The organism is Planococcus sp. TJ-307 (genome assembly GCF_058268435.1).
This window is the reverse complement of sequence record NZ_JBZDOJ010000003.1, coordinates 330,094-356,582: the sequence shown is the minus strand read 5'-3', so window position 1 is coordinate 356,582 and position 26,489 is coordinate 330,094. Positions and strand designations below refer to the sequence as shown.

29 protein-coding genes are annotated in these 26,489 nt (G+C 47.0%); 17 read left to right on the top strand and 12 right to left on the bottom strand.

Going from position 1 to position 26,489, the window contains the following annotated elements; genetic code table 11:
* The first annotated feature begins 1 nt into the window (after position 1).
* The 3 genes from AC4EHK_RS13325 to AC4EHK_RS13315 are packed head-to-tail and all read left to right on the top strand — an operon-like array spanning position 2 to position 1,770.
* Entirely contained in the window at positions 2–724 is a 723-nt protein-coding gene (locus AC4EHK_RS13325; protein ID WP_490979274.1) for a GntR family transcriptional regulator, read from the top strand.
* A 19-nt stretch (positions 725–743) separates the two neighbouring features.
* Positions 744–1,013: a phosphocarrier protein HPr gene (locus AC4EHK_RS13320; RefSeq protein ID WP_490979273.1), complete on the top strand. Its 270-nt coding sequence runs from the start codon at positions 744–746 to the stop codon at positions 1,011–1,013.
* Between the two features lie 22 nt (positions 1,014–1,035).
* A complete protein-coding gene (locus AC4EHK_RS13315) occupies positions 1,036–1,770 on the top strand; it encodes an SIS domain-containing protein (protein ID WP_490979272.1) in 735 nt (244 codons plus the stop codon).
* A gap of 265 nt (positions 1,771–2,035) precedes the next feature.
* On the opposite strand, the gene AC4EHK_RS13310 is transcribed toward AC4EHK_RS13315, so the two are convergent.
* The 4 genes from AC4EHK_RS13310 to AC4EHK_RS13295 all read right to left on the bottom strand — a co-directional run bounded on the left by AC4EHK_RS13310 (position 2,036) and on the right by AC4EHK_RS13295 (position 6,780).
* The gene (locus AC4EHK_RS13310; protein WP_490979271.1) at positions 2,036–3,358 is read right to left on the bottom strand and encodes a CitMHS family transporter; all 1,323 of its coding nucleotides are present in this window, start codon (positions 3,356–3,358) and stop codon (positions 2,036–2,038) included.
* 176 nt (positions 3,359–3,534) lie between these two features.
* Positions 3,535–4,242: a response regulator gene (locus AC4EHK_RS13305; RefSeq protein ID WP_490979270.1), complete on the bottom strand. Its 708-nt coding sequence runs from the start codon at positions 4,240–4,242 to the stop codon at positions 3,535–3,537.
* Entirely contained in the window at positions 4,239–5,888 is a 1,650-nt protein-coding gene (locus AC4EHK_RS13300; protein ID WP_490979269.1) for an ATP-binding protein, read from the bottom strand. Before AC4EHK_RS13300 ends, AC4EHK_RS13305 begins: the two co-directional genes overlap by 4 nt.
* A gap of 286 nt (positions 5,889–6,174) precedes the next feature.
* On the bottom strand, positions 6,175–6,780 hold the full coding sequence (locus AC4EHK_RS13295) for a YdhK family protein (protein ID WP_490979268.1): 606 nt from the start codon (positions 6,778–6,780) through the stop codon (positions 6,175–6,177).
* Between the two features lie 132 nt (positions 6,781–6,912).
* Between AC4EHK_RS13295 and AC4EHK_RS13290 the strand changes: the two genes are divergently transcribed.
* The 3 genes from AC4EHK_RS13290 to AC4EHK_RS13280 are packed head-to-tail and all read left to right on the top strand — an operon-like array spanning position 6,913 to position 9,945.
* Complete coding sequence (locus tag AC4EHK_RS13290) at positions 6,913–7,881, top strand: F510_1955 family glycosylhydrolase (RefSeq protein ID WP_490979267.1); 969 nt, start codon at positions 6,913–6,915, stop codon at positions 7,879–7,881.
* Positions 7,882–7,895: 14 nt separating this feature from the next.
* Positions 7,896–9,284 carry a sensor histidine kinase gene (locus AC4EHK_RS13285; protein ID WP_490979266.1) on the top strand — a complete coding sequence of 463 codons (1,389 nt, stop codon included), beginning with the start codon at positions 7,896–7,898 and terminating at the stop codon, positions 9,282–9,284.
* Between the two features lie 4 nt (positions 9,285–9,288).
* Positions 9,289–9,945 (top strand): response regulator transcription factor, encoded by a 657-nt coding sequence (locus tag AC4EHK_RS13280; protein WP_490979364.1) that lies wholly within the window; start codon positions 9,289–9,291, stop codon positions 9,943–9,945.
* 132 nt (positions 9,946–10,077) lie between these two features.
* On the opposite strand, the gene AC4EHK_RS13275 is transcribed toward AC4EHK_RS13280, so the two are convergent.
* The 4 genes from AC4EHK_RS13275 to AC4EHK_RS13260 form a co-directional block, all read right to left on the bottom strand.
* Positions 10,078–11,556, bottom strand: coding sequence for a phytoene desaturase family protein (locus AC4EHK_RS13275; RefSeq protein WP_490979265.1), 1,479 nt, complete (start codon positions 11,554–11,556; stop codon positions 10,078–10,080).
* A 108-nt stretch (positions 11,557–11,664) separates the two neighbouring features.
* Complete coding sequence (locus AC4EHK_RS13270; RefSeq protein ID WP_490979264.1) at positions 11,665–11,991, bottom strand: four-helix bundle copper-binding protein; 327 nt, start codon at positions 11,989–11,991, stop codon at positions 11,665–11,667.
* 100 nt (positions 11,992–12,091) lie between these two features.
* A complete protein-coding gene (locus AC4EHK_RS13265) occupies positions 12,092–12,346 on the bottom strand; it encodes an SHOCT domain-containing protein (protein WP_490979263.1) in 255 nt (84 codons plus the stop codon).
* A 22-nt stretch (positions 12,347–12,368) separates the two neighbouring features.
* On the bottom strand, positions 12,369–12,614 hold the full coding sequence (locus AC4EHK_RS13260; protein WP_490979262.1) for an SHOCT domain-containing protein: 246 nt from the start codon (positions 12,612–12,614) through the stop codon (positions 12,369–12,371).
* 167 nt (positions 12,615–12,781) lie between these two features.
* Here AC4EHK_RS13260 and AC4EHK_RS13255 point away from each other — a divergent pair, with 167 nt between their 5' ends.
* From AC4EHK_RS13255 to AC4EHK_RS13235, 5 genes are all read left to right on the top strand, one after another.
* Positions 12,782–13,330, top strand: a complete 549-nt coding sequence (locus tag AC4EHK_RS13255) for a GNAT family N-acetyltransferase (RefSeq protein WP_490979261.1) — start codon at positions 12,782–12,784, stop codon at positions 13,328–13,330.
* 479 nt (positions 13,331–13,809) lie between these two features.
* Positions 13,810–14,535, top strand: coding sequence for an ABC transporter ATP-binding protein (locus tag AC4EHK_RS13250; RefSeq protein ID WP_490979260.1), 726 nt, complete (start codon positions 13,810–13,812; stop codon positions 14,533–14,535).
* Entirely contained in the window at positions 14,532–15,554 is a 1,023-nt protein-coding gene (locus AC4EHK_RS13245) for an ABC transporter permease (RefSeq protein ID WP_490979259.1), read from the top strand. The genes AC4EHK_RS13250 and AC4EHK_RS13245 overlap by 4 nt, the downstream gene beginning before the upstream one ends.
* A 106-nt stretch (positions 15,555–15,660) precedes the next feature.
* The gene (locus tag AC4EHK_RS13240; RefSeq protein ID WP_490979258.1) at positions 15,661–15,945 is read left to right on the top strand and encodes a DUF5316 domain-containing protein; all 285 of its coding nucleotides are present in this window, start codon (positions 15,661–15,663) and stop codon (positions 15,943–15,945) included.
* Positions 15,946–15,963: 18 nt separating this feature from the next.
* Complete coding sequence (locus tag AC4EHK_RS13235; RefSeq protein ID WP_490979257.1) at positions 15,964–16,716, top strand: class I SAM-dependent methyltransferase; 753 nt, start codon at positions 15,964–15,966, stop codon at positions 16,714–16,716.
* A gap of 71 nt (positions 16,717–16,787) precedes the next feature.
* Here the strand turns inward: AC4EHK_RS13235 and AC4EHK_RS13230 are convergent, their stop codons facing one another.
* Complete coding sequence (locus AC4EHK_RS13230) at positions 16,788–17,144, bottom strand: DUF1801 domain-containing protein (RefSeq protein WP_490979256.1); 357 nt, start codon at positions 17,142–17,144, stop codon at positions 16,788–16,790.
* Between the two features lie 249 nt (positions 17,145–17,393).
* Here AC4EHK_RS13230 and AC4EHK_RS13225 point away from each other — a divergent pair, with 249 nt between their 5' ends.
* Positions 17,394–18,377, top strand: a complete 984-nt coding sequence (locus AC4EHK_RS13225) for an ornithine cyclodeaminase family protein (protein WP_490979255.1) — start codon at positions 17,394–17,396, stop codon at positions 18,375–18,377.
* 188 nt (positions 18,378–18,565) lie between these two features.
* A complete protein-coding gene (locus tag AC4EHK_RS13220; RefSeq protein WP_490979254.1) occupies positions 18,566–19,207 on the top strand; it encodes an alpha/beta hydrolase in 642 nt (213 codons plus the stop codon).
* Positions 19,208–19,414: 207 nt separating this feature from the next.
* Here AC4EHK_RS13220 and AC4EHK_RS13215 read toward each other — a convergent pair whose 3' ends face one another.
* Complete coding sequence (locus tag AC4EHK_RS13215) at positions 19,415–19,975, bottom strand: maltose acetyltransferase domain-containing protein (protein ID WP_490979253.1); 561 nt, start codon at positions 19,973–19,975, stop codon at positions 19,415–19,417.
* Positions 19,976–20,089: 114 nt separating this feature from the next.
* Here AC4EHK_RS13215 and AC4EHK_RS13210 point away from each other — a divergent pair, with 114 nt between their 5' ends.
* A complete protein-coding gene (locus tag AC4EHK_RS13210; protein ID WP_490979252.1) occupies positions 20,090–20,731 on the top strand; it encodes an alpha/beta family hydrolase in 642 nt (213 codons plus the stop codon).
* 120 nt (positions 20,732–20,851) lie between these two features.
* On the opposite strand, the gene AC4EHK_RS13205 is transcribed toward AC4EHK_RS13210, so the two are convergent.
* Positions 20,852–21,949 (bottom strand): ABC transporter ATP-binding protein, encoded by a 1,098-nt coding sequence (locus tag AC4EHK_RS13205; protein ID WP_490979251.1) that lies wholly within the window; start codon positions 21,947–21,949, stop codon positions 20,852–20,854.
* Between the two features lie 106 nt (positions 21,950–22,055).
* On the bottom strand, positions 22,056–22,946 hold the full coding sequence (locus AC4EHK_RS13200; protein WP_490979250.1) for a PucR family transcriptional regulator: 891 nt from the start codon (positions 22,944–22,946) through the stop codon (positions 22,056–22,058).
* 194 nt (positions 22,947–23,140) lie between these two features.
* Between AC4EHK_RS13200 and AC4EHK_RS13195 the strand changes: the two genes are divergently transcribed.
* The 3 genes from AC4EHK_RS13195 (at position 23,141) to AC4EHK_RS13185 (ending at position 26,402) form a co-directional block, all read left to right on the top strand.
* The gene (locus AC4EHK_RS13195; protein WP_490979249.1) at positions 23,141–23,707 is read left to right on the top strand and encodes an MEDS domain-containing protein; all 567 of its coding nucleotides are present in this window, start codon (positions 23,141–23,143) and stop codon (positions 23,705–23,707) included.
* A gap of 202 nt (positions 23,708–23,909) precedes the next feature.
* Complete coding sequence (locus tag AC4EHK_RS13190) at positions 23,910–25,502, top strand: glycoside hydrolase family 13 protein (RefSeq protein ID WP_490979248.1); 1,593 nt, start codon at positions 23,910–23,912, stop codon at positions 25,500–25,502.
* Positions 25,503–25,529: 27 nt separating this feature from the next.
* A complete protein-coding gene (locus tag AC4EHK_RS13185; protein ID WP_490979247.1) occupies positions 25,530–26,402 on the top strand; it encodes an ROK family protein in 873 nt (290 codons plus the stop codon).
* Positions 26,403–26,489: the final 87 nt, after the last annotated feature.

Sequence of the window (26,489 nt, the reverse complement as noted above, 5' to 3'; positions counted from 1 at the left end):
TGTGCTGGACAAACAATCGCCGATTCCCATTTACATTCAAATAGAAGAACAGCTGAAACAGCAGATTCAGCAAGGCGACTTTCCAATCGGTGCAGCGATTCCCTCAGAACGCGAATTGACCGAGCGCTTTGGCGTCAGCCGGATGACGGTGCGCCAGTCCATCACCAATTTGGTCAATGACGGCCTGTTATACCGGGAAAAAGGACGCGGCACATTTGTGGCTTCTCCCAAAGTCGAACAGCCGCTCAATGGCTTGACGAGCTTTACGGAAGACATGATGTCGCGCGGCATGGTGCCGAGCAGCCAGCTGATCGGTTTTGACATCATGGAGCCGGAATCCGACGTTGCAGAAGACTTGAAGCTGCTCCATGGCGACCAAGTTTATTTTGTCGAACGCATTCGGTTTGCGGATGAAAAGCCGATGGCGATTGAGCGGACCTATCTGCCGGTCAAACGATTTCCAAATCTGACCGAAGATTCGTTTCAAGGATCACTGTATGCGATAATAGAAAATAACCAGCAGCTGAAAATCAGCCGTGCCACCCAGCGGATGGAAGCAGGGCTGGTGAAAAAAGAGGATGCCGACTTGCTGCACATCAAACAACCGGCAGCGATCCTGATGATCGAACGCATCAGCTACCTGGAGGGTGAGCTGCCATTCGAAGTGGTTCGCAGCACGTACCGGGCCGACCGTTATAAATTCACGACCGATATTCAGAGATAACCCCAAAGGAGAAATGGACATGATTGAAAAAAACTACACCATCACCAGCGAAGAAGGGCTTCACGCACGTCCCGCATCAAAACTAGTCGCGGCAGTGTCACCGTTTTCTGCCGATGTTAAAATGCTGTACAAAGAAAGAGAAGTCAACTTGAAATCCATTATGGGCGTCATGTCACTTGGCGTTTCAAAAGGCAATACCATCAAGATCACAGCTGACGGCAGCGACGAAGAATCCCTTATGGCCAAAGTCGAAGAATTGATTGTGGCTGAAGGACTTGGAAAAGCGTAAGAAATTTGGAGTTGAGCCATCAATGTTAAGCAACTATTTTAAACAAGCACAGGAACGACTGCAGCTTGTCGAGAAACAAGAAAAGCAGGCGATGCTTGCGGCCGCTGAAAAAGTGGCGGATGCAATACAGGCGGGTGGCATCATCCAATTATTCGGATGCGGCCATTCGCATATTTTGACGGAAGAAGTGTTTTACCGTGCCGGCGGATTGGTGCCAATCAAGCCCATTTTTGTAGAGCCGTTAATGCTCCATGAAGGCGCCGTCCAGTCTTCTCAGCTGGAGCGAAAAAATGACTACGCGGCAAACTTTTTGCAGGAACAGGATTTCAGTGCTGACGACGTGGTCTTTGTCATTTCTACTTCCGGCCGCAACCCGGTGCCGGTGGACGTTGCACTGGCAGCCCGTGAACAAGGGGCATTTGTTATTGGCATCACGTCGCTTGAGTATTCGGGGAGCCAGTCTTCACGCCATAAAACAGGCAAGCACCTGTTTGATTCGGTAGACTTGGTCATCGACAACCATTCAGTGTCAGGCGATGCCATCTTGTCGTATGAAAGCGTCGAAGTTCCATTCGGTCCGACGTCCACTGTTGTCGGGGCAACAATTTTAAATGCCGTTTTCGCGGAAGCTATCAAGAGGATGGCCGACGCAGGCTTCGCGCCGCCCATTTTCTTGAGCGGCAATATCGATGGTGCGGATGCACATAATGCGAAGTTGATCGATAAATACAGTGAGCGAATTTCATTATTGTCTTAACGTTTTTAACGCACGGCAGCGATTTTCTGCCGTGCTTTTTTTGTGCATTTTGGGCTGAACGTGCATAAATTGGTTTGAGCGTGCGTAATTTTTAGTGAGCGTGCATAAACTTTTTTGAACGTGCATATTTTTCAACAAGCGTGCATAAATCAAGAAAAGCGTGCATATTGTATAAAATACTTCACCTAGGACGTTCGAAAATTCAATAAATCTTCGCAAAAAAGCCAGCCGCGGCGTAAACCGTGGCTGGCTCGATAGCTCTTTCCTACACAACGCCAATCAAAATTGAAATTGCCAGCAACACAATGCTGAATGCCCACATAATAGGAAGCGAATAGCGGATGTGGCGGCCCATTTCGAGACCAGCTAAGCCAAGCGCCAACCAAAGGGCGGGGGAAAACGGGCTGACAAACGTCCCGATAATATTGCCGATGATCATGGCGTATGCAACAGAGATGGAGGATACGCCAGCTTCCGCAACTACCTGTTCAACAATTGGCAGGAGCGCGAAATAGTAAGCATCTGTACTAAGCAGCAAATCAAACGGTACTCCGAAAAAGCCGATGATGATATGCAGATAAGGAAGAACAAACGCTGGCAGAATTTTGACCAAGTCGTTGGCAATCGAGTCGAGCATCAACGTGCCGTTCAAAATGCCAAGAAAAGACCCGGCGGCCAAAATAATGGCGGCCATCAATAAAGCACTTGGTGCATGGTCTTTGATGCGGTCCATCTGGTCTTTCATGTTCGGGTAATTCAACGGCAATGCAATGCTGACACCAATCATAAAGGCAAAGCCAGCCGGAATGACGCCCCATACGAGAACGCCGATAACTGCCAGTGCCAGAATCGTATTGGCCCAAAGCAATTTAGGGCGGCGCAATGATGCCGCTTTCAATGAAGCTTCGTCTTGAGCACCCTGAACAAGCGGCTGCGCATCTTCATAAATCTCTTCATTAAAATTACCGCGTTTGGCGATCAATCGTTTTTCGCGAATGGCCAATAAGATGGCCAGCCCAACCAGTAGGACGATGCCGATAACCTGGACTTTGATTAATGGGCGCCACAATTCGGTGACGTCCATTCCGAGAACTGCTGCGGTACGGCCAAGCGGGCCACCCCATGGCAGCATATTCATAATGCTGGCGGATGTTCCGACCAATAATAACAATAGGTAAGGATTCATTTTCAAGCGTTTATACAAAGGCAATAACGCCGGAATCGTAATGAGGAAAGTAGAAGCTCCTGAACCGTCAAGCTGCGCAACGGCTGCAATCAATACCGTTCCGACTGCTACGGCGATAACGTTTCCGCGCGACACCGCAATCATTTTACTGATTAATGGATCGAACAATCCAACGTCCTGCATAATGCCAAAAAACAAGATGGCGAAGATAAACATAATCACGACGCTCATCACGGAGTCAATTCCGCTGTTGAAAAAGTCGCCAATTTCGGCAAAGCTGAACCCTGCCGCGAAAGCTGCAACAATCGGCACCAAAACGAGCGCGACAATCGGGGTGATTTTATTGCTGATGAGCAATGCGACAATGATGACAATGGTTAATAGTCCAATAATGCTTAACATAAGAGTTCCTCCCCAGAGTAGAAAGTTGATTGAAGGAAGAATTGTAAACGCATACATAAAATGCATCCATCGAAAATCCCTCTGCTTCTAAGTTATAGCTCTAAACTTAGCACAGAGGGATTTGAAAAATAAGATTATTCAATTAAGTGAACTAAAGAGCTTTAAGGTAGTTTTGTTCATTTTGTCCACGGAATGTAGCGTCTTTCAGGGCGGCCGATTTCACCATAGTTTAATTGTGCTTTTGCTTCGCCAATCGACACCAGGTGCTCCAAATAGCGGCGTGCAGTAGAACGGCTGACGCCAACTGCTTTGCCGGCTTCCATGGCATTGATGCCTTCTCGGGCTGAGCCTTGCAGTGTTTCGATAATGCCAATCAAGGTCAGCTGGTCAATGCCTTTAGGCAATTCGCCGTCCGGTGTTTCGCCAGAGGAAAGGGGAGGCTCAATGCCAATCAACCCGTCAATATCCGATTGTTCCAACTCCTGCCGTACAGAAAAGAAGAACTTTTGCTCACGGAACCGCAGCAATGCCTGTTCAAAACGGGCAAAATCCACCGGTTTGACAAGATAATCAAAAACGCCGTGGCGCAGTGCTTCTTCAATGGTTGCTGCTTCTTTGGCTGCGGACAGCATGACAATATCGACATGTGGAAAACTGCTACGGATTTCGCGCAGCAATTCAAGCCCTTTGCGGTCAGGAATAAAAACATCCAGCAAAATCAAATCCGGCACTCGATGGCTATTGGTAAGCAAAGCCATCGCTTCATCGCCTGTTTTTGCGACACCCTCTACATGAAAACCGTCTATTTGTTCCACCAGCTGGCGGTTGATCTCGGCGACCCGAAAATCATCTTCAATAATCAATACATGAAGCTCTTGTTTCATAAGGTATTCTCCTTTTTGGGTAATGAAACGACAAAACAAGCGCCGCCCAGTTCACTTTCCTCTAGATGCAGTTCGCCGCCAACTTGGACGATAAGCTGTCTTGTTGTGCTTAAGCCATAGCCGCGGTCTGAACCTGTTTTGGACGTAAAGCCTCTTTCAAATAAATGCTGTTCATGTTCGGCTGGAATTCCCGGTCCTGAATCGTCAATTTCAAACAATACATCGTCGCCGACATCGGTAAAGTAAAGTGTGATTTGCCGCTGATGTGCCGGATAACTTTTGACAGCATCAAGCGCGTTGTCAATCAAGTTTCCGATGGCCGCCAGCAAAGCACGGCTTTGCAAGTCCGACAATGGCGTTTCCAATCGGCTGTCCGGATCGATCATCAGCTGGACCTGCTGTTCGCTCGCCTGGTTGAGTTTGCCAATCAAAATGCCGCTGATCAATGGATCGGTCACTTTATCAATAACCTGCTGAATCCATTCCTGTTGAATATCATGTTCCATGCGAATAAAATCAAGCACTTCCTGTTTTTTATTCAAGTAAACCAGCCCCGAAATGGTGTACAGCTTATTCGAGAATTCATGCGTCTGTGCACGCAGCGCGTTGGCATATTGCTTTACATGCGACAGCTCTTTTGTCAGCGTGTCGATTTCGGTTTTATTGCGGAACGTTGAAACGGCGCCAACCAATGTAGTTTCGTAAAAAATGGGTCCGGAGTTGACATAGACGGCATGGCTGCCGTAAAGCTCTTCCTGATCAAAGCGGCTCTGGCGGCTTTCCAGAATGTCCGGCAAATCGGAGCTTGGAAGCACTTGCCGAATCGGCTGGCCGATCAATTGGCCAGTATCCTGTTCAGCACCAAACAGCAATTGCTGGGCCATATGGTTGAGCAGGGTAATCTTTCCGGCGTCGTCGACCGCGATAATGCCTTCGTGGGTCGACTGCAAGATTGTTTCTTTTTGAAACAGCAAACGCGAGATTTCTTCGGGTTCAAGGCCATGCAATTTCCGTTTAATATACGTGGCAATGGCGATAGCAACCAGGATTGCGACAACCGTGATAATCACCAGCATCAGCCACAGCTCATGATTATAATCTCCGATAAGCGTCTGGATATCAGTAGCGAGAAACCCGACCGACACGACGCCAATAACATCAGTTCCTGAATAAATCGGTACTTTCGCACGCAGCGAATTGCCGAGCGAGCCAGTAGCTTCAGAGACGTAAGAATCGCCAAACAGAAGTGCACGTTCATTGTCCTCACCGACCATCTTTTTGCCGATTTGTTCGGGATTTGGATGCGAATAGCGGATTTCCTCGGCATTGCCGACAACGATAAACTCGGCACTTGTAGACTGTTGAATCGGAGAAACGAGAGGCTGAATAATCGCCGCTGGATCCGCTGTTTCAAAGGCCTGCGCAATGTCCGGATTGAGCGCCACACTTTCCGCCACGCTCAGTGCTTGTTCACCAAGCTGTGCCTCCAGCGTCTCGGTAATGAAATAATCAAGAAAAATACCGATCACCAAAACAATTGCCAGGATCAGCAGTCCAATCAACGCGATCATCTTCATCTTTAAATTCATGACGTTCTTCGTTGGAATCGATCGTTTTTGGATATCAGCTTTGCGGAATTGAATCATGGGAGAGCTCCTTACTATCAATCTGCTTTTTGTAATAATACCATAAGCTGGGTGGTGGTTTCTGGGCTCGATCCATTTGCTTTTTGGGTTTTGAACTTGATCGTTTGGAAAATATGTACATAGGAATAAAGTCATCGGGAGATTTTAGCGCGCGGCAACGGTCGTCTGTCGTGCTTGTTTTGTGCAATCAGGATGGAGCGTCCGTAAACACAAAAAAGCTGAAGTGGTTGCTCCTCTTCGCAAACAAAAAGCCTCCCCAGTGCAAGAAGCATAGGGGAGGCGATCTTTATTCGGCGGATAACTCGCTTTCGGTTACCCATTTATGGTTGGTGACTTCTTCATCCGTATCAGTTGTTGTAAAGTCGACCATGTAGACAGTCGTTTCTTCAGCGGAATCGATGGTTGCCGTGGCACCTTCCATGCCTTCCATATGATCGGTAGCGATCACGGCTTCGTCACCAGCTGAAAGCGGCATGTCGCCGGCATCTTCCAGCTCTTCGTGAATGACCCATTTGTGGTTTTCAACCGGTTCACCGCCCGTAGTTGGCGTAAAGCTCAATGCATAAACAGTCGTGTCGTAGGCGCCAACAATGGTCGCTTCCGCGCCGTCCATACCCGGCATGTGATCTGCGCTCATGATGGCTTGGCTGCCAACTTCAAATGCTGGATTTTCAGCTTCGGCCAATCCTTCCGGCACTTCGCCAGAGCTCGAGTGATCCATGCCGCCATGGTTCATATCCTCATCCATATTTTCGTCCATCTCTTCACTCATCTCAACCTGATTGTCAGGATCAGCCGGATTCATTCCATCTTCTTCTGTATCGCTGCAGGCTGCTAATGTGATGGCGCTCAGCGCAGACATTGCCAACAGCAGAATTTTGTTTTTCGTCATGAGAATCCCTCTTTCGTTGCTATAGTTTCTATACTGTACCCAAAGAGTGTGCAATTGCTGTGCAGAATCTGCACAAAAAATCAAAACTTTTCTTGTACAATAAAACCTAATGGAACGACAGGAGGAAAAAACATGAACAGCAAATGGATAGTGGCTCCGTTGATGGCGGGCTTATTGATGGCAGGGTGCGGAGAAACGGCAGAACCGGAACCGCAAAACACAGAACCCGCAGCTGGCACAGAAACGGACGAAACGAATGAAACCAATGAAGAATTTGAAATAGCGTTCGATGGGCGCATGGACCATGTCCACGGAATGGGCTTTATCGAAAGTGAGGAAGGGCTTTATTTTGCCTCACATCACGGCCTGAAGATTAACCGCGACGGAGAATGGCTGGAAACAAGCGATCATTTGCATGACTACATGGGATTTAATGCAGTCGATGACGGATTCTACACATCTGGCCACCCGGGACCCGGCTCGATGATGCAAAATCCAATCGGCATCCAGCGCAGCATGGACGGCGGACGTTCGCTCGACCATCTGGGCTTTGAAGGCGAAACTGATTTTCACGGCATGGCGGCCGGCTACCGAAGCCACCACCTGTTTGTGATGAACCCGCAGGAAAATTCGCAAATGGGCCTCGGCTATTTCCGCAGTGAAGATGAAGGGGAGCAGTGGCAGCAAGTGGATGGCAGTGGACTGGAAGGCGAAGTTTCTTCTTTTGCCATGCATCCAAGCGATTCGCAATTGATTGCAGCAGCGACAACCGCAGGAATTTTCTTGTCGGAAGATGGGGGTGACAGCTTTACGCTGCTGACAGAGAATGAGATTTACGGAACAGCTGTGTTCTTCAGTGAAGATGCGCTGTACTATGCAACTTACGGCACGGAGGCAGAGCTTATCGAGTATACTTGGGAAAACGGTGAACAGCAGGCGCATGAATTGCCTGATCTGCCGGAAGACGGCATTCTGTACATCGCACAAAATCCGTCCAACACAGAACAATTGGCTATGTATACAGCGGCGGGCCATGCTTTCTTTTCAGAAGATGGCGGGGGCACGTGGAATCGAATCTTGTATGCAGGCCAAGTAGAGTAAAAGCGGAGGTCCCTATGTTCAATAAATTATCCTTGAAAATCGGCTTGTTGTTTTTTGTTTTTATCTTAATTATTGAAGCGTTCCTGTTTTCAACGCTTTATTTCACCTTGGTTAATGAACGCGTCGATGAAGTGATGGAAAATTTATTGGCGCGGGGCGAAACGCACAGCGATGTGCTGGAAGACAGTTTCGAAGAGATGACCTTGGAACATGTCGGCATGATGGAATCAGCTTCTGATTTTATTGTCGTGATTACGGACGAGGCGGGTGAGATTCTGGTCAATTCCGATGCGTTGGAACCGGAAATGCTGGAAGTACTGGGCCACACTGATTTTGCAGCCGTGCCTATAGACGGAGAAATAATTGAAGAAAATTGGCAGGACCAGCGCTATATTGCGACCGACAGCCCGATTACGATTGACGGAGTGCATGAAGGCCACGTCTTTATGTTTGCGCCGACTGACAATATTGAAAGGATCGTTGACCACTTGAAAAATCAATTTCTTCTGGTCGGCATCATCACCGTTCTTTTGACCATTGTCACGATCCTGCTGCTGTCGCGGATTATCACCTTGCCGCTGATTCGCATGAAAGAAGCGACTGAACAATTGAGCCATGGCAACAACCAGGTCGATTTGACGAATGAACGAAATGACGAGCTGGGAGAATTGGCCAATGCCATCACCAAGCTGTCGACCGATCTTGACCGCCTGAAAAATGAGCGCAATGAGTTCCTGTCGAGCATTTCGCACGAATTGCGGACGCCGTTGACTTACATTAAAGGCTATGCCGATATTTTGGAGCGGCCGGAGACAACAGAGCGGGACCGTGAGGAATATATGGGCATTATTCGTGAAGAAGCGGCTCATTTAACGCTGTTGGTTGGGAATTTGTTTGACTTGGCGAAGCTGGACCGCAACCAATTCACGATCGAACGACGGGAAGTTTTCATCGCTGATTTGTTGGAGTCTGTCGCGGTTCTCGTTAGGCCGGCTTTTGAAGAAGAACAAATTGTACTGTCAATCAGCTGCAGCAAAGATGTGAAAATTTCCATCGATCCGGAGCGTATTCAGCAAGTGCTGCTGAACATTCTCGACAATGCCCGCAAGCATTCGTCAGCCGGCAATCGTGTAATGGTGGAATGCCAGGAGGAGTTGGAGGGCATTGCGATTCAAATTCGTGATGAAGGACAGGGGATTCCGGAAGAGGAACTGCCTTTCGTCTTTGACCGTTTATACCGCGTGGAGAAATCAAGGTCGCGCGAACGGGGCGGTTCTGGACTCGGATTGGCCATTGCCAAGGAAATCGTTGAGTCGCATGGTGGCAGGATCCACATTGACAGCCAATTTGGAAAAGGGACGACCGTCACCGTACGATTGAAAAGGGGTGGAAACCATTCATAAGGTTTTGTTGGTGGATGATGAAAAACGAATGCTGGACCTGGTGGCGCTGTATTTGCAGCCGCATGATTATGCCTGCACAAAAGCAGGCAGCGGCAGGCAAGCGTTGGATTTATTGAACAATGAAGAGTTTGATCTGGTACTGCTGGATATTATGATGCCCGATATGGACGGCTGGCAAGTATGCCGCGAAATCCGCAAATCTTCCAATGTGCCCATCATCATGCTGACGGCGCGTGATCAGCAAGAAGACATTGTCAAAGGTTTGCGCCTGGGTGCGGATGATTACATGACCAAGCCGTTCGGTGAAGAAGAATTGCTGGCCCGAATGGAAGCCTTGCTGCGCCGCAGCCTTCCAGCAAAACGCATCGAAGTGCAGGGGCTGGTATGGGAAGAAGACCGTTTTGAGTTGAGCTATCACCACCAACCCATCCGTTTGACGCCAAAAGAATTTTCGATGCTCGGCCTCTTGATGAAGAATCCGAATAAAGTATTCGAGCGCGACCGGCTGTTGGAATTAGTGTGGGGGTTTGACTCGGAGACAGAAGGCCGTACTGTCGACTCACATGTCCGCAATATTCGCGAGAAGATCCGCCAAGCCGGCTTTCCCATCGACAAACATTTCCAGACCGTATGGGGCATCGGCTATAAATGGGTCCATTAGAAAACCGCTGCAGAAAAATCTGCAGCGGTTTTTTCGCCGTGTTTCTTTGCGCATTCTATTCTGAGTGGTGGCGAAAAATTCGGAGCGACCGCAAATTTCCCTGAGCGACTGCATTGCTCGGAAGCCCAACCTCTAAATCAATCGTTCGCCCGACACGGACCGTGCCGCGTGGATGCCGCTCGTTGCGGCTCCAATTGTCCCACCGCCGGGGAAAACGTGATCGCCGCAGACGTAAAGGTTTGGCAAGCCGGAACGATGCGAAATGGAATTGAACAGGGCGGCGTCCAAAGTTTGAGGAAAGCCGCCAACCAGGCCATTGGTCCGCCCTGCATAATGATCCCAGGCTCTTGGCGCGCCGCTTTCCATGTGGACAATGGCGTCGCGGAACTCAGGGAAGACCTTTTGGATGGCCTGGAGCATGCGCTCTGTTAAAACCTCCCGTGTGTTTTCGTACTTTTCCTGGTTGTCCCATTCCTGGAGGCGTGAATGTGTGGAGATCGTTACGGTTTGGAAGCCATCCGGTGCGCGCAAGTCGTCGCCTGCAACAGAAGAGGACATGAAAAAATGGCCGCCTTCTGAAAGGCCATCACCTGTTGAGATTTGACGGAATGGCGGCAGCGGTTCATGGAGTTTGCTCGAATCTACTGCTAAATACAGCGTCAGCGTCGTCCAAGTTTCCCCAGCAATCCCATCACGCAAAGAAACTTTCAGCTTTGTCACCAGCTCCGGCGCCAAAATTTTCGGTAATTGCTGGATCGGAACGTTCAGGATGACATCTGTCGCTTCATAGGTATTGCCGCGATGATCGGTGGCAATCCATAATTCGCCTTGCCGCTCCAGCTTTTCGAGGGTACGCCGCTTTTTCAGTACCCCGCCATTATCTTTCAAGCTGTCGCCCATCAATTCAGCAAAACGGTATAAACCGCCCGGCACGTAGTAGGCTCCTTCGTGGTAAATATCAAGTGCCACCGCAGCCAATAAATACGCCACGTCTTCACTGCCCGTTTGCATGCTGTCAATCAGCAGGCCGTCCAGCATATGGCGAAACTCTTTTAACTCGTGCAAGTCGTGTTTCTTCAACCGCTGTCCCAAGGTTTGGTTAAAGAATGGCAGGAGTTTGACGTGCTTGGGGCGTATGGATTTTGTCAGAAACGCCCACTCGGTTGCCGTGGCAGGAGGCAGGGAAGGAAGCGGGTCCATCAAGGTCCGTACGATGGAAGCGGTGCGGTGGATTTCTTTGTAGAAAGCACGGATCTTGTCGCTGTGGTCGGGGAAATGCGAGGCGATGCCGTCAACGTGGCGTGCGCGGTCTTTATGGAACACAAACGTTGTTTCCGGATGGACCATTTCCATTACCTGTTCGAGCGGTTCGATGGTCATTGGTGCGCCAAGAAAGCGAAAAACGCGGTTGTGAATGCCTCCAGGTTCAAGGCCCATGCCGAGTGTTGCGCCAGCCGGAAATAAATACTTATTGCGCTTGAATTTGCCAGCGCAGCCGCCGAGTTCCGAGGAAGCTTCCAGCAGCGTTACTGGCCATCCTGCTTTTGCGAGCAGTGAGCCCGCTGTCAATCCGCCAATGCCTGCGCCTATTACCAATACTGTTCGTGCCATCCGAATCCACTCCTTTGTTTCCATTATGGCGATAATGCGGAAACCCTGCCAATACAAAAGCCCGGCTGCTTGGAAATTTCCAAGCAGCCGGGCTTTTAATAGACAAATTTAAGCAACGTTGCGGCAAGCTTCTGCACATTTTGCGCAGGCTTCTGCACATTTTTGGCAGTGTTCATGATCGTGTTTTGAACATTCTGCGGCGCACGCCTCACAAATAGTCGCGCATGCTTGCGCCAGCTCGGCGACAAATGGCGAGTTGCGGGTAATTGCATGCTCGAGATACGCACAGATATCTGCGCACTCACGGTCAAGTCGAATGCAAGGCACCATCATTTTCACATCATCTTCCTGTAAACACGCATCAAAACAGTGGTTGCACGCTGCTGCGCAATCGTGCAAAGTTTTAATCAGTTCTGCATGTTGTTCATGTGCCATCAATAAAACCTCCAGTTTCAGATTTTGTGGTTCTTCTACTCCGTTTCCCCTCAGATTGTGAAATAAACGGGAATAAAGAAACTCGACAAAAACTGCACAGTTAGTTTTCCGGCGGGGCTTTCAATTGGCGCAGCTGCGCATCATATTCTTCTTTGCTGATCTCACCGCTAACGTAGCGCTGGCGCAATGCTTCCGAAGCTTTGTTAGGTGCGCCCGGTTCGGTGCGTGCTGCGTTGTTGCGAGCTTTGATCAATGTGAACCACAGGATGGTTCCGATTCCGGCCAGCAGAACGATAAAACCAACAGCTATGGTAATGCCAAGTGCCGGGTTGCCGGGTGTAAAAAATTCGCCCATTGGTTTCGACTTCCTCTCTTTGCTAAAATTTTTGTCGTTTTTTCAAACTCTTCATGCGGTTACGAAACTCTTCTTCGCTGATTTCACCTTTGGCATACTGTTCTTTCAGCAATTGCAATTGTTTATTCTTCGGAGGCAACATGTAGCGGGGGAGCCTCTGCTGACTGGCGTAAATCACTAAACCAATAAACGCAATGACTAGAAATACCAAAAACAGCAGCATCCACACGTACAATGGAATTACGGGATTCATCACGGCAGCTTCCACACACGCCACACTCCTTTTTGGAAGGGGTCCACGCATTTGTTATAGTTCTATTTTACACGTTTTGGCCACTGAATATTCGTCCAATGTACAATTAAAGCAAAAATTTATGAATGGAAAATTCTGATAGTTATGCTACGATATGTCTACAAACCAAAGGAGGTATTTTCATGTTCATACATAAGATTGACGAAGATTTATCACTCAAAATTCAGGAAATGCGCGACGCTGAACGAATTTTTGAACTGACCGATTCATCCAGAGAGTATTTAAAAGAGTGGTTGCCATGGCTGGATTTTACTACCGAATTAAAAGACACTCAAGACTTTATTAAATCCGGCAGCAGCAATTTTGTTGAAGGCAAAAGCCTTGGTGCAGTTATTCTCTACAAAGGAGAAATTGTTGGGATTGGCGGTTTCAATAATATCAACCATGCCAACAAAACAGCTTATATCGGCTACTGGCTTGGCCAGGAGTATCAGGGCAACGGCATCATGACCCGCGTTGCAAAAGCCTTGACCGACTATGCCTTGACCGATCTTCAGCTCAATAAAGTCGAAATCCGTGCAGCGGTCGAAAACAAAAAAAGCCGCAGCATCCCGGAACGCCTCGGCTACATCGAAGAAGGCACCATCCGACAAGCCGAATGGCTGCACGACCATTACGTCGATCACGTCGTATATGGGATGTTGGCTTCTGAGTGGGAAAGAAAAGCGTAAGCGCCCGTTTAGGTCCGACGGGCATAAGACGATCTGGCGAAGCGGCATGTTTTCAGCCGCACAGCTAGAGTGGCTTATGACCCGAGGACCTGGGCGCAGGAGCCTGGACAAAGAAAAGCGTAAGCGCCCGTGTAGGTCCGACGGGCATAAGACGATCTGGCGAAGCGGCATGTTTTCAGCCGCACAGCCAGAGTGGCTTATGACCCAAGGACCTGGGCGCAGGAGCCTGGACAAAGAAAAGCGTAAGCGTCCGTTTAGCTCTGACAGGCATAAGACAGACCAGCAGAGCGGCGTACTTTGCCGCTCAGCTGGGTTGGCTTATGACCCGAAGAGCTGGACGCTGAAGCCTGGACACCAAAGAAAAGCAGAAGCGCCCATAAAAAACTAAGCAAAGCAGCCCACATGCTGCTTTGCTTTTTTTGAAATGAGCGTAGAATACAAAGTAACAGCAGGCTTTTATTCGACTGGAGGGAATGCAAATGGACAACAGCATCTCCATCAACAAGCTCAGCAAAGTCTACAGCAAAACGCCAGTGCTCCAGGAAGTGGATCTGCAAGTTGCGAAAGGTGAAATTTTTGGGCTGATTGGGCCATCGGGTTCGGGGAAAACAACTTTGGTAAAGATGATCGTCGGCATCGACTCGCCGAGCGGCGGCACAGTCGAGGTGCTTGGCAAACGGGTGCCAAATCTCTCGCTGCTCCAAGACATTGGATATATGGCGCAATCAGACGCGCTGTATCCGGAATTGACCGGCAAGGAAAACTTGAGCTTTTTTGCTTCACTCTACAAAATGAAAAAAACAGTATTGAAAGAACGAATCGCCTATGCAGCAGATTTGGTCCAACTGACCGATGAACTGGGCAAGAAAGTCTCGGCTTATTCCGGTGGGATGAAACGGCGCTTGTCGCTGGCGATCGCACTCGTCCATAATCCGCAAATCCTGATTCTTGATGAACCGACCGTCGGCATTGATCCAGAACTTCGTTTGTCCATTTGGAGCGAGTTGATGCTCTTAAAAAGAGAACAGGGCAAGACCATCATCGTCACGACCCATGTTATGGATGAAGCGGAAAAATGTGACCGCATCGCCATGGTGCGTGAAGGTGGAATCCTGGCAGCCGGAACTCCCGACCAACTAAAGCTGGCTTACGGTGCGGCTGATTTAGAAGGCGTCTTTTTGCAGGCGGGGAGGGATGCGCGATGAGAGTGTTGGCATTGATCAAACGCATTATGCTGCAGCTGCTTCGGGACAAACGGACAATGGCATTGCTGTTTTTCGCACCTCTCCTTGTTTTAACCTTGATGTATTTCTTTTTTAACGGTGACAATGACAACCCGCAGCTCGGCGTTGTCGGAGGCAATGAGCCGCTCATCCTTGCTTTGGAAAACGCATCGATTGATGTGGTTTCTTACGACGAGGCTGACAAGCAAACCGTCATCGATGAGGAGTTGGACGGTTTGTTGGAAATAAATGAAGACGGTATCCAGATGACCTTGGAAAACAATGATCCGAGTACATCCCGAGCGTTATTGATGCAAATTACGCAGGCAGCAGCCATGCAAGGGGGAGCCGGTGCGCCCGCCAGCATCGATGCAGAATACATTTATGGGAATGCGGAAACCGAGTTTTTTGATGTTCTTGGTCCCATCCTGGTCGGTTTTTTTGTCTTCTTTTTCGTCTTTTTGATTTCTGGAATCGGGTTATTGAAAGAGCGGGTATCGGGAACGCTGGAGCGGTTGTTGGCAACGCCAATCCGGCGCTGGGAAATCGTGTTGGCTTATTTGACCGGCTTTGGGATTTTTGCCATCATCCAGACAACCATTGTTGTGTTCTACTCGATTCACGTATTGGACATGGTGATGGTCGGGCAAGTTTGGCACGTCATTATCGTCAACTTGATGCTGGCTTTGGTGGCATTGTCGCTCGGGATTTTGCTGTCGACGTTCGCGTCTTCTGAATTCCAGATGGTGCAGTTTATTCCCATCATCGTCGTTCCGCAAATCTTTTTTGCCGGCATCATTCCGCTTGAAGGCATGGCTGACTGGCTGCAAAATGTCAGCCGCATCATGCCATTGTATTATGCGGCCGATGCCTTGAAAGCCATCATGTACAGGGGCGAGGGACTGGCGGATGTGTCGGGCAACCTGCTGGCGCTAGCTGCGTTTGCGGCGGTTTTCATCTTCTTGAATATCATTGCCTTGAAACGCAACCGAAAATTATAAAATCAAAAATCACTCTTACTACCTACCTCTAAGGCGCGACATTTGATAATATTAACGTGCAAGGAAATTTTAGCTATTCACAGCACCTAAAGGAGAGAATAATAGAATGAAATACTTTTTAATTGGAGTCCTCATCGCCTTAGCAGGTGTGTTGGTTGCTTATTTGACGAACGACTGGTCACTGGTTTTCGTGATTAGCGGCCTTGCTGCCGGCATCGCGTTGATTTGGGGCGTATTGGCACTGGGGACGGGCAAGAACAAGTCGACGAGAACGACAAGTTCAGAAAAACGCCGTGAAAAACAACAGCGCGTTGCAAAAATGAAAAATGCAGTATTGGTCGCGGTGCCAAACATTATCGCAGTAATTGTAAACTTGACGATGATTTCATAAAGCGGATGGGGTGAAGAATTGTTAGGGTATTACAGCAGTTTGTCATCAGAAGTGTACGATCTCGATAAACCGATCGGCAGTTCATTTGGGGACATTGAATACTACCTGGAGCGCTTGGCTTCGTGCAAAGGACGCATTTTGGAGCCAGCGACGGGAACGGGGCGTTTGCTCGTGCCGTTGCTGGAAAAAGGGTTTGAAGTCGACGGCTTTGACATGTCTGATGAAATGCTCAAAGTTTGTCGAGCCAACTGCAAAGAGCGGGGACTGGCACCCAAATTGTTTAACGCCAAAATGGAATCGTTCTCGATCGAGAAAAAATACGAAGCGATCGTTATCCCGACAGGAACTTTTCTTTTGCTCCATGAACGCGAAAAATCCCTTCAGGCTTTGCAAAATTTCCATCGTCACCTGGAGACGGGCGGCCGATTGATTGTTGATTTGCATGTGCCAGCTAACATTGAGCTCGAAAAAACGTCGACGCGGACGTGGCAAGCCATCAATGGCGACACATTGACCGTCGAAAGCAAAAAAGTTGAAGTGGACTGGATCCGGCAATATTTTGTTTCACAGGGCCGCTATGAGCGCTGGCGCGAAGGGCGGCTGCTTGAGACCGAACTCGAGCGCTACCCAATGCGCTGGTATGGCGTCGAGGAATTCAAGACTATCCTTGAAAAGATTGGTTTCAGCAAAATTAGCATTTCAACAGGCTATCAATTTGGCGAGTACCCCAAAAATGCAGACGCTGTCATTACTTTTGAAGCAGTGAAATAGAAAAACGAGGCCAATTGCGCCTCGTTTTTTTATGCTTAAGACAGCTCTCTTTTTAACTATGCAGTCTTTCCTTATTTTCTATTCAATTCCACGGCGTCCCAAATCAGCAGCTTCAGTTCGTCGGTCCGGATTTCATCGGTCCGGTTCAGCCGCACATGACGCATTTTTTTGCCGTCGCCTTCCAGCAAGTTGGACTCATCGCGAAGCTCTGTGCCGCGGTAAAAGCCGAAATTCACGTGGCCTTTGGCAGTTTGCATATAGCATACGAGCCCTTCCTTAGCATAGCTTGGATTGGCCCATTTAAAGCCCTCGTCCATTTCCGGGTATGCCTCAAACACCAGCGTACGCAGCTCTTTGACAATATCTTGTGTCGGATTTTCCAAACCTTCGATGAATTTATCTACTTGCGGATCTTTGACCGGATGCATAAATAGACTCCCCTTAATTTGTTTTTGTGATACTAATAAAACGTGCATCTTACTCGGTTAAGTTGAATTAATAATGTTTTTTTGACTAGGAAACTGGATAAAAGATTCCTCTGTTCTGCCCCATCATAACGCAGTTGAAGCGAAAAACAAAACGTTCTATGATATATTGACGGAATATTGCAAACTGGCTAAGCTGATTAGTAAGGAAAATTGAAAAACATTGCAGCAGCTTTTTTTAGGAGGAACGCTATGCTTATCATCAACGAACAGCAGATTCAGCAAACATACCATATAGACGACGCCATCCGTGACGTCACTGAAATGCTGCGGGCCAAGCAACAAGGACACATTAACAATCCACATCGCACCGTTCTAGATTTTCCGGAACGAAAGGCCTCGGCACTTTACATGCCAAGTGCCGACATGGCAAATGAAATCTCAGGCGTCAAAGTTGTCACCATCTTTCCGGAAAATCTGGCAAAGGGCAAGCCGACTACGCAAGGCGTCATCTTATTATCCGATGGCGACAATGGAGAGCATGTCGCGATGATGGCGGCTTCCTATTTAACCCGCTTGCGCACCGGTGCGCTCAGCGCCATCGCTACCGATCTGCTGGCGCGCAAGAAAAGCCGCGTACTGACTGTCATCGGCACCGGCGCAATGGCATTTGAGCAAGTGCTAGGGGTACTGGCAGTGCGGCCGATTGAACGGATTATCCTGGTCAACCGGACACCGGAAAAAGCAGAGCGCTTTGGCAAAAGCCTCATGGCATTCGGCATCGAAACTCCCTATACTGTTGAAACTATCGTCTCATCAGCGGTACAGCAGGCTGATATCATTTGCTGTGCGACGCGATCGAATGAGCCAGTCTTTAATGGAGAAGATTTAAATCCAGGGACGCATATTAACGGTGTCGGCTCCTATTTGCCAAGCATGTGTGAAATGGATGAAACGACCATACTGCGCGCCGACAAAATTGTAGCAGATGACATTGTGGGCGTTAAAGGCGAAGCGGGCGAACTGATTCATAGCGCAGAAAGCGGAGACTGGTCGTTCGATCAGCTGCATGCCGAACTTGGACAACTTGTTGCCGGAGACAAAGCCGGCCGTGAAGCAGAATCCGAAATTACGTTCTTTAAATGCGTGGGCGCTGCCTATTTTGACTTAGCCGTTGCCAAAGGTGTCTATAGGAAAGTAGCGGCTAGCGGGGAAGGGATGCAAGTGGAATTGTAAATATAGCTGAAAGCCTCCACTTGTGGGAGGCTGTTGATTTGGCTGAGCGATGAGGTTTTACCAATCCGTTATTCAAGGGTATTTGTAAAATGAATTTACAAATACCCTTGAATAAATATACAAACTTAATATAAAAAATCACGTTGTACTTGGGTGTTTTTGTATAATAATAGAGGGGAGTGAAAGAAATGAAGCTAATTAGAGGGAATGTCAAAGGCTACAAGGAGTTAACCATTCCATACACCTTTATTCAAAATGATGAAAAACCAAAAATACTAGCAATATTTCTTCCTGGCGCTGGCTACAATGCAACAGCTCCATTGTTTCATTTCGCAGAAGAAGTTTATTTAACTAGAGGATACGATGTATTGCGGGTGGACTATCGCTATATAGACGAAGAATATGATGAATTTACAGGTGCAGAATTGAACAAAGCGGTAAAAGTAGATGTAACGGCTGTTTTGGATCAGTTTTTTTCAAATCACGCGTATGATGAATACTACATAGTTGGGAAATCACTTGGAACCATTGCAATGAGCTTGGAAGTAGAGAAACCAAGATTTAAAAACGCTAAAGTAATTTGGCTGACACCATTGATTGATCAACTAAAAGTTTTGGAAACCATGGTGAGCACCCCTCATCCAGCTTTATGTTTTGTCGGCGATCGGGATCGTTACTACTCCGAAGAGAACTACAGTAAACTAGCAGCTAATCCGAATCTGACAGCAAACTTGTATCCCGGATTGAATCACAGTTTGGAGTATGGAGACAATCCTGTGGAATCGATTGGAAAGTTGCAAAACATTATTGCAGACATTGCAAAGTTTTAACTTTGTAAGTTAAAAAAGTAGCTTAAAAATTCGTTGTGCTGCGTGAGTATTAGCATGGCAGTTTGCTTATTGGTACAGAGATCCTTTAAACATAAAAATTGGACAGCTCATATTGAGAGTTTTAGTGCCGCCATATCCTAAGCGATAGAAGAGTATTTGTATTGTAATCCATACATAAAAAAACAACACGCCAAAGCGCATTGCTGATTATTCTTTGATATGCCCAATCGCTTTTGCGGGATTGCCGCCGACGATGGTGTTGGCGGGTACGTCTTTGGTGACAACGGCGCCGGAAGCAACGATGGCATTGTCGCCAATTGTGACGCCGGGGTTGATAACCGCACGGCCGCCAATCCAGACGTTGTGGCCGATTGTGACCGGCTTGCCAAACTCTTTGCCGGAATTCCGCGCAGCTGGTTCAAGTGGATGAGTAGCGGTATAAATATGGACGCCTGGTGCAATCATGCAATTGTCGCCGATGCGGATTTCGCATACATCCAGAAATACGCAGTCGAAATTGGCGTAGAAGTTTTCGCCAACGTGCATATTGAACCCATAATCGCAGCGAATCGTCGGTTCGGCATGGAGGATTTCACCAGTCGAACCGAATAATTTCTTCAACAGATCGGTGCGATCCTGGCCATCCATTTCCGTCGTTTCATTAAAAAGGCGGCTAAGGCGGCGTGCATTCATACGGTTTTGGCGAAGCTCAGAATCCTGCGGATCGTACATTTCACCAGCGATCATCTTCTCTTTTTCGGTTTTCATTTGTCAGCCTCCCTGCAAAATACTAGTAAATTGATTGTATCACAGCCGATTTGAAAAATACTTAGTAAGTTTATGGAATATTCTTTATAATAGAGAGAGACGGGAGTGAATGTGATGAAAACAATAAACAGCAAAGTCACCGGCTACAAAGGAATCGAAGTTCCTTACACAGTTGTGCTGACAGAAGATTACACAAAAAAACTGGCTATCTTTCTGCCAGGGGCAGGGTACACAACCAAAAGTCCACTTTTTCATTTCGCTGAAGAAATTTTCTTGAACCAAAACTATGAGGTGCTAAGGATTAATTATCAATACACGGACAAAGCCTATGATGGATTCACCATGGGGGAACTGGATGAAGCGATTCTCCATGACGTGCGTTTAGTTATCAGCGACGTGCTGAAAGGAAGCAGCTATCAGGAGTTTTACCTGGTCGGCAAATCACTGGGGACGATTGCGATGGGCGCCGAAATGAAGCGTCCGGAGTTCAGCGAAGCAAAAGCCGTATGGGTAACGCCCCTATTAAACCGGGAAGAAGTCCTCAACACCATGGTCAACAGTAAGAATCGAGCATTATGTTATATGGGCGATAAAGACCGCTACTACTCGTCAGGAGCATTTGAATTGCTGAAAACAAATCCGAATTTGGAGGCAATCTTATTGCCGGATATTAATCACCGTCTGGATTGCGAAACCGATGCACTCAAATCCATCGATGCCTTAAAGCAAATCATCGCAGGAATCAAAAACTTTTAAACAAAAACTGCCAGCGCAAAATTGCGAGGCAGTTTTTTGTTGAATTCAGCTGCTTAAATTAAAAAGCTGCCGGAAGGGGACCGGCAGCTTGAAAACCCATATGAAAAGAATACAGCTGACTTAGCGAATGCGCAGCTCAGACTCGCTGTCGAAGAAATGTGCTTTGTTCATATCGAACGCCATGTCGATGGTTGTGCCTGCTTCAACATTAAAACGTGAATCGACGCGCGCAACGAAATCCTGTTCGTTGACTTGAGAGTAAAGGACGATTTCAGAACCCATCAATTCCGCAACTTCGATGTATGCTTTAATTTTGGTATGTGGCGAATGCTCAAGGAATAGCGGCTCATCGTGAATATCCTCAGGACGGATGCCAAGGACAAGATCTCTTGTTTCATAACCTTGTTCTTTAAGCATCTTCAACTTGCCTTCAGGAATGCGAATATTGTTGTCGCCCATAACAAAATGTTCCCCTACTAATTTTCCACGTAGGAAGTTCATGGATGGCGATCCAATAAATCCGCCTACAAACATGTTTTCCGGTAAATCATATACTTCTTTTGGTGTACCCACTTGTTGGATGAACCCATCCTTCATAACAACTAAGCGTGTTGCCATGGTCATCGCTTCTGTCTGGTCATGTGTAACGTAGACCGTCGTTGTCTGCAAGCGGCGGTGCAATTTCTGGATTTCTGCACGCATTTGCACACGCAATTTAGCATCCAAGTTTGATAAAGGCTCATCCATTAAGAAAACTTTTGCATCGCGGACGATGGCACGGCCTAGAGCAACACGCTGCCGCTGACCACCTGATAGCGCTTTCGGTTTCCGGTTTAAATAATCGTCCAAGCCAAGGATTTTTGACGCATTATCCACGCGGGCTTTAATTTCGTCTTTTTTCATTTTGCGCAGTTTTAAACTGAACGCCATGTTTTCATAAACCGTCATGTGCGGGTACAGTGCATAGTTTTGGAACACCATTGCGATGTCGCGGTCTTTTGGTGAAACGTCGTTGACTCTTCTGTCCCCTATATATAAATCGCCATCTGTAATATCTTCCAGTCCAGCGATCATGCGAAGCGTAGTTGATTTCCCGCAGCCTGAAGGGCCAACGAGCACTAAAAATTCTTTGTCGCGAATTTCAAGGTTGAAGTCTTGTACAGACACCACACCTTTTTCATATTCTTTTTTAATATTTACTAATGATAAGCCAGTCATTTGCTTTCCCCCAATAATATAATGTCATTGGAACCATCATAACTGACTGATGAACTTAAGAGAATGTCAAAACTGCCTAAAAATGAAAGCGCTTTTTTGTGCACATTTACTTTTCGATTAAAATCGCCAAGTAAACAGCCATCGCATGATCAAACTTCCTGACATCGATGCCGGTATTTTCATGAAACCGGTCAAGGCGGTATTGCAGGCTGTTGCGGTGCATATGCAAAGCCTTCGACGTTTCAGAAATATTTAAATTATTGCGGACAAAAACCTGGAGCATCTTAACCGTTTCGTCGTCGTCCTGATAAGCCTGCAGGATAGACTGTTTGATGTCACTTAGCAAAGGCTTTTCAACCTGATCGATTAGCAAATAAGGAACAGCGTCTGTATAGCTGGCCACTGTTTTATTAGAATAAAAGACCATTGTTTTTGCAGCCTCAATCACAGACAGGTAATGTGCAGCGGCATCAGTCAGGCTGCTTCGGAAAGGGCCGACAAAAAATCGGATTTTGACATACAAGTCGCTCATCAAAATATCAATGATTTCCTCGTAAGAGATAGCTCCATCTTCTTTTGCCAAATGCTCAATCAAGATGCCTTCGTGGTCATTTTCCCATAGGATGGAAACTTGTTGGGCCGAAAAATCATTTACGGCATGTTTAAAAGCAACTGGGCTAATTTGTTTTTCCTGGATTGAAAAATGGACAAAGCGGTATAAAGCGTCCAATGGAAATTCGAGCGACTCTTCTGGTGCTGTTGAATTTATGATCGCCATCCATTTTTTTTCTTCAACGGTGTGAACCGGAAACTTAGGGTTGTAGGGTGTGAGAAAAGCCGCCAATAGCGACAGGTCTTTTTGGGCCAGTTCTGTTTCATGAATGCCGATAATGACGCCATCAGCTGTAGAAAACCATTTATAATCCGGATCGGCGGCAGAGGCACCTTGCGTATACACTTGGAGCGAAGGATAAATTTTACTCAATTGGCTAATCATCGAATACCTCTTTTCAACTAAATTTTCATAAGAACAGCCTGCTATAAAGTAGGAAGTGCAGGTCTAATTGTTGGTGTAGTTTATTTATTATACAGCAAAGTATTGTACAGACAGGGACAAATGTTCCCATTCCGTGTATACTTAATCTAGAAAAACCGTGAACGGAATTACTAATTTGTTAAAGGGATGATGAATTGAACAAAAAAATGCTTAAACTTTTTGATGAACAGCGCGATGCCCATGTGCTGTATTCGTACGAAGAAACCCAAAAATACATCAATAATGTTGTTGCTTATGCCAAACATGGTGTGGAATCAGGAGATTACGTGATTCTCATTGAAAATCCACGTCTGTCTCCAAAAATCAAAGCAGAGCTGGAGGTTCAGCTGACAGAAATGCAAATGGAATTTATCCATTTTGTGAAAAGCTTTGATTTTTACTATTCAAGCGGCAGTTACCATCCTCCTGCAATTCAAGCCTATTTTGAAAAAACGGTTGAGCCATATTTAGAAAAACAAGCGACTTTCCGATCTTGGGCGCATGTGGAATGGGCAACAACGACAGATCCAACTCATCTGATAGAAGATTTTGAAAAGATTATTGATGTGGCAGTGAAGGAACTGCAATTTCCATTGATCTGTGCCTATGCCAATAGAGCATTGCCGGCTCCTATTAAAAAGATGTTGTTGGAAACCCATCCTTATGTTTTGGTTGAAGACGATGTTGTTGTCTCAACCCAATATATTGCCGTAAAATCTTAAGTTAATAGCTATTTACGCATCGAGAAATCGCTGCGTGTTCAATTACTGCCGGGAAATCACGGTGGTTTTTTTTATGAAATTTTTTAAACAACCACCGAAATTGAAATTATTAAAAAATATATTTGGGGTAATTAGTTGGCAACTCAGTAAATTCATGTATGATGTTAGAATAATATTCACTAAAAGGAAAAGAGGGGGATTTATGGACGAATGGTGGAAAAAGTCGACCGTATACCAAATTTATCCACGAAGTTTTATGGATTCAGACGGTGATGGCATCGGTGACATTCGCGGCATTATTCAAAAGCTTAATTACGTGCACAATCTAGGTGTGGACATCCTCTGGCTGTCACCGGTCTACGATTCGCCAAATGATGATAACGGCTACGACATCCGTGATTACTATCAAATCATGAAAGAATTTGGCACAATGGCTGATTTTGACGAGCTGTTGTCAGAAGTCCATGCTCGCGGCATGAAACTCGTTATGGACCTTGTAGTCAACCATACATCTGATGAGCATGAGTGGTTCCGGAACCATCCGGAATTTTACATATGGCGCGATGAACCGACGAACTGGCGTTCATTTTTCAGCGGATCTGTTTGGGAATACCAAAAAGAACGCGGCCAATATTACTTGCATTTGTTTTCTAAAAAACAACCAGATTTAAATTGGGACAATCCAGACTTGCGAAAGACAGTTTATGAAATGATGCGCTGGTGGCTTGATAAAGGGGTAGATGGTTTCCGGATGGATGTCATCAATATGATTTCAAAAGTCCAGAATATGCACGATGCACCTGGCGGCGATGGCAGCCATCAGTTTCTAAACGGACCTAATGTTCATGCATACTTGAAAGAAATGAATCAACAAGTGCTGTCGAAATACAATATTGTTACAGTCGGAGAGGCGCCGGGCACAACGCCTAAAGAAGCGCGTGACTATACCGCTGCAAAAAATCAGGAATTGAATATGATTTTCACGTTTGAGCATATGGGGCTTGATCAGGCATCAGGTGAAAAATGGGATTTGAAAGCGTTATCTCTGATTGACCTGAAAGAAAATATGGAAAAATGGCAGCACGGCCTCCACGCCGAAGGCTGGAACAGCTTGTATTGGAATAACCACGACCAGCCGCGCATCGTATCTCGTTTTGGCGAAGACACTAAATGGCGTGTTGAATCAGCGAAGATGCTTGCTACGTGTTTGCATTTTATGCAAGGAACGCCTTACATCTACCAGGGTGAAGAACTTGGAATGACCAATGTGCAGTTTGAATCGATCGACGATTACAAAGACATCGAAACCTTGAATATGTATAAAGAAAAACGCGAAGCCGGTGTTTCACACCAGAACATCATGCAGAAAATTCATGTGAAAAGCCGGGACAATGCACGAACGCCGATGCATTGGTCTGCAGAATCCAATGGTGGCTTTACAACTGGAACACCATGGCTGAAAGTCAATCCGAATTACACAGAAATCAATGCTTTGCAGCATACGGATCCGGATTCGGTTTACCAGTATTACAAAAAACTTATCGGTTTGCGCAAAGAAATGGACATCATTACACACGGAAATTTTAAACTGCTGTACCGTGAAGACATTGACATCTTCGCCTACACTCGTACATGGAATGATGAAAAACTGACCATTTACTGCAACTTTTCGTCAAATGTAAGATCGGCTGCTCGGCCCGCAGGTGAAGTTTTGATTGGCAATTACGCGGAAGAGAACATAGACAGTGAAGTTTTGCTGCGGCCATACGAAGCAATTGTTTTTTACCAGCAATAAAAAATACGAATACCACTAGGAGGAGCTATGGCAAAAGTATTAGGAGTCGACATTGGGGGCACCAAGGTCCGAATGGGCGTGATTAACGAACATGGCCAAATTTTATACGAAGAACAAATTCCAACCCAAATTCCGCTGTATCCTTATCTGGAAGAGAATATCCTGCGCGTTCTGGCTGCGCAGCCGGAAGTCAGCGCAATTGGCGTTGGCACGCACGGTTTTGTTGATCCAAAGCAAGGAAAAGTTATTTATGCGGCGGAAACTTTGCCAGGCTGGACCAATACACCTGTGAAGGAATGGTTAGAGAAAGCGACCGGGAAACGCGTTGAAGTAGAAAACGACGCAAACGCTGTGGCGCTGGCAGAAGCAAAGTTCGGCGCTGCAAAAGGGCTTGATCGCGTCGTTGTATTAACGCTCGGTACCGGCCTTGGTGGGGGAGTGCTGTGGGACGGCAAATTGTTAAGTGGCGGCCCTCATGGAGGAGCTGCAGAACTGGGGCATATGATCCTTTACCCAAACGGCGTCAAATGCGCATGTGGAAGGTTGGGCTGCAGTGAAATGTATGTGTCCGGAACAGCGCTGCGCCGGCGTATTCGTGAAGCAGGTCTTGCCATCACACCGCCTGAACTTTTTGAAAATGCCCGGACAGATCCAAAAGCGAAGCAAGTGGTGGAAGAGTTTACGGAAGATCTGGCTCTTGTCATCAGCAGTCTTCAAGCAGCATTCGATATGGATATGGTCATCATCGGCGGCGGGGTTTCAGAAGCAGCCGACCGGTGGATGGGGTCGCTCCAACAGCATCTTGAACCGATGTTGTTAAATCCCTTAGCAGTGGAAGTGGCACGTTTTGAAAATGATGCCGGTATTTTAGGTGCAGCTTTGCTGGTGCTGGAACATTAAAATTCAAGGCAGGAGCGGCAAGGCAGCTGCTCCTGTTTTTCTAGTTTGATAGAAATTTTAAGGAAGATAAAAAAACTAAATTAATTT

What these genes read in the sequence shown, in the direction of transcription:
- AC4EHK_RS13320 (WP_490979273.1), top strand. Translation starts at nt 744, where the DNA reads ATGATTGAAAAAAACTACACCATCACCAGCGAAGAAGGGCTTCACGCA.
- AC4EHK_RS13225 (WP_490979255.1), top strand. Translation starts at nt 17,394, where the DNA reads ATGCTTATCATCAACGAACAGCAGATTCAGCAAACATACCATATAGAC.
- AC4EHK_RS13215 (WP_490979253.1), bottom strand. Translation starts at nt 19,975, where the DNA reads ATGAAAACCGAAAAAGAGAAGATGATCGCTGGTGAAATGTACGATCCG.
- AC4EHK_RS13270 (WP_490979264.1), bottom strand. Translation starts at nt 11,991, where the DNA reads ATGGCACATGAACAACATGCAGAACTGATTAAAACTTTGCACGATTGC.
- AC4EHK_RS13185 (WP_490979247.1), top strand. Translation starts at nt 25,530, where the DNA reads ATGGCAAAAGTATTAGGAGTCGACATTGGGGGCACCAAGGTCCGAATG.
- AC4EHK_RS13205 (WP_490979251.1), bottom strand. Translation starts at nt 21,949, where the DNA reads ATGACTGGCTTATCATTAGTAAATATTAAAAAAGAATATGAAAAAGGT.
- AC4EHK_RS13190 (WP_490979248.1), top strand. Translation starts at nt 23,910, where the DNA reads ATGGACGAATGGTGGAAAAAGTCGACCGTATACCAAATTTATCCACGA.
- AC4EHK_RS13285 (WP_490979266.1), top strand. Translation starts at nt 7,896, where the DNA reads ATGTTCAATAAATTATCCTTGAAAATCGGCTTGTTGTTTTTTGTTTTT.
- AC4EHK_RS13240 (WP_490979258.1), top strand. Translation starts at nt 15,661, where the DNA reads ATGAAATACTTTTTAATTGGAGTCCTCATCGCCTTAGCAGGTGTGTTG.
- AC4EHK_RS13300 (WP_490979269.1), bottom strand. Translation starts at nt 5,888, where the DNA reads ATGATTCAATTCCGCAAAGCTGATATCCAAAAACGATCGATTCCAACG.
- AC4EHK_RS13255 (WP_490979261.1), top strand. Translation starts at nt 12,782, where the DNA reads ATGTTCATACATAAGATTGACGAAGATTTATCACTCAAAATTCAGGAA.
- AC4EHK_RS13200 (WP_490979250.1), bottom strand. Translation starts at nt 22,946, where the DNA reads ATGATTAGCCAATTGAGTAAAATTTATCCTTCGCTCCAAGTGTATACG.
- AC4EHK_RS13220 (WP_490979254.1), top strand. Translation starts at nt 18,566, where the DNA reads ATGAAGCTAATTAGAGGGAATGTCAAAGGCTACAAGGAGTTAACCATT.
- AC4EHK_RS13290 (WP_490979267.1), top strand. Translation starts at nt 6,913, where the DNA reads ATGAACAGCAAATGGATAGTGGCTCCGTTGATGGCGGGCTTATTGATG.
- AC4EHK_RS13275 (WP_490979265.1), bottom strand. Translation starts at nt 11,556, where the DNA reads ATGGCACGAACAGTATTGGTAATAGGCGCAGGCATTGGCGGATTGACA.
- AC4EHK_RS13250 (WP_490979260.1), top strand. Translation starts at nt 13,810, where the DNA reads ATGGACAACAGCATCTCCATCAACAAGCTCAGCAAAGTCTACAGCAAA.
- AC4EHK_RS13210 (WP_490979252.1), top strand. Translation starts at nt 20,090, where the DNA reads ATGAAAACAATAAACAGCAAAGTCACCGGCTACAAAGGAATCGAAGTT.
- AC4EHK_RS13295 (WP_490979268.1), bottom strand. Translation starts at nt 6,780, where the DNA reads ATGACGAAAAACAAAATTCTGCTGTTGGCAATGTCTGCGCTGAGCGCC.
- AC4EHK_RS13315 (WP_490979272.1), top strand. Translation starts at nt 1,036, where the DNA reads ATGTTAAGCAACTATTTTAAACAAGCACAGGAACGACTGCAGCTTGTC.
- AC4EHK_RS13305 (WP_490979270.1), bottom strand. Translation starts at nt 4,242, where the DNA reads ATGAAACAAGAGCTTCATGTATTGATTATTGAAGATGATTTTCGGGTC.
- AC4EHK_RS13245 (WP_490979259.1), top strand. Translation starts at nt 14,532, where the DNA reads ATGAGAGTGTTGGCATTGATCAAACGCATTATGCTGCAGCTGCTTCGG.
- AC4EHK_RS13265 (WP_490979263.1), bottom strand. Translation starts at nt 12,346, where the DNA reads ATGGGCGAATTTTTTACACCCGGCAACCCGGCACTTGGCATTACCATA.
- AC4EHK_RS13310 (WP_490979271.1), bottom strand. Translation starts at nt 3,358, where the DNA reads ATGTTAAGCATTATTGGACTATTAACCATTGTCATCATTGTCGCATTG.
- AC4EHK_RS13230 (WP_490979256.1), bottom strand. Translation starts at nt 17,144, where the DNA reads ATGCATCCGGTCAAAGATCCGCAAGTAGATAAATTCATCGAAGGTTTG.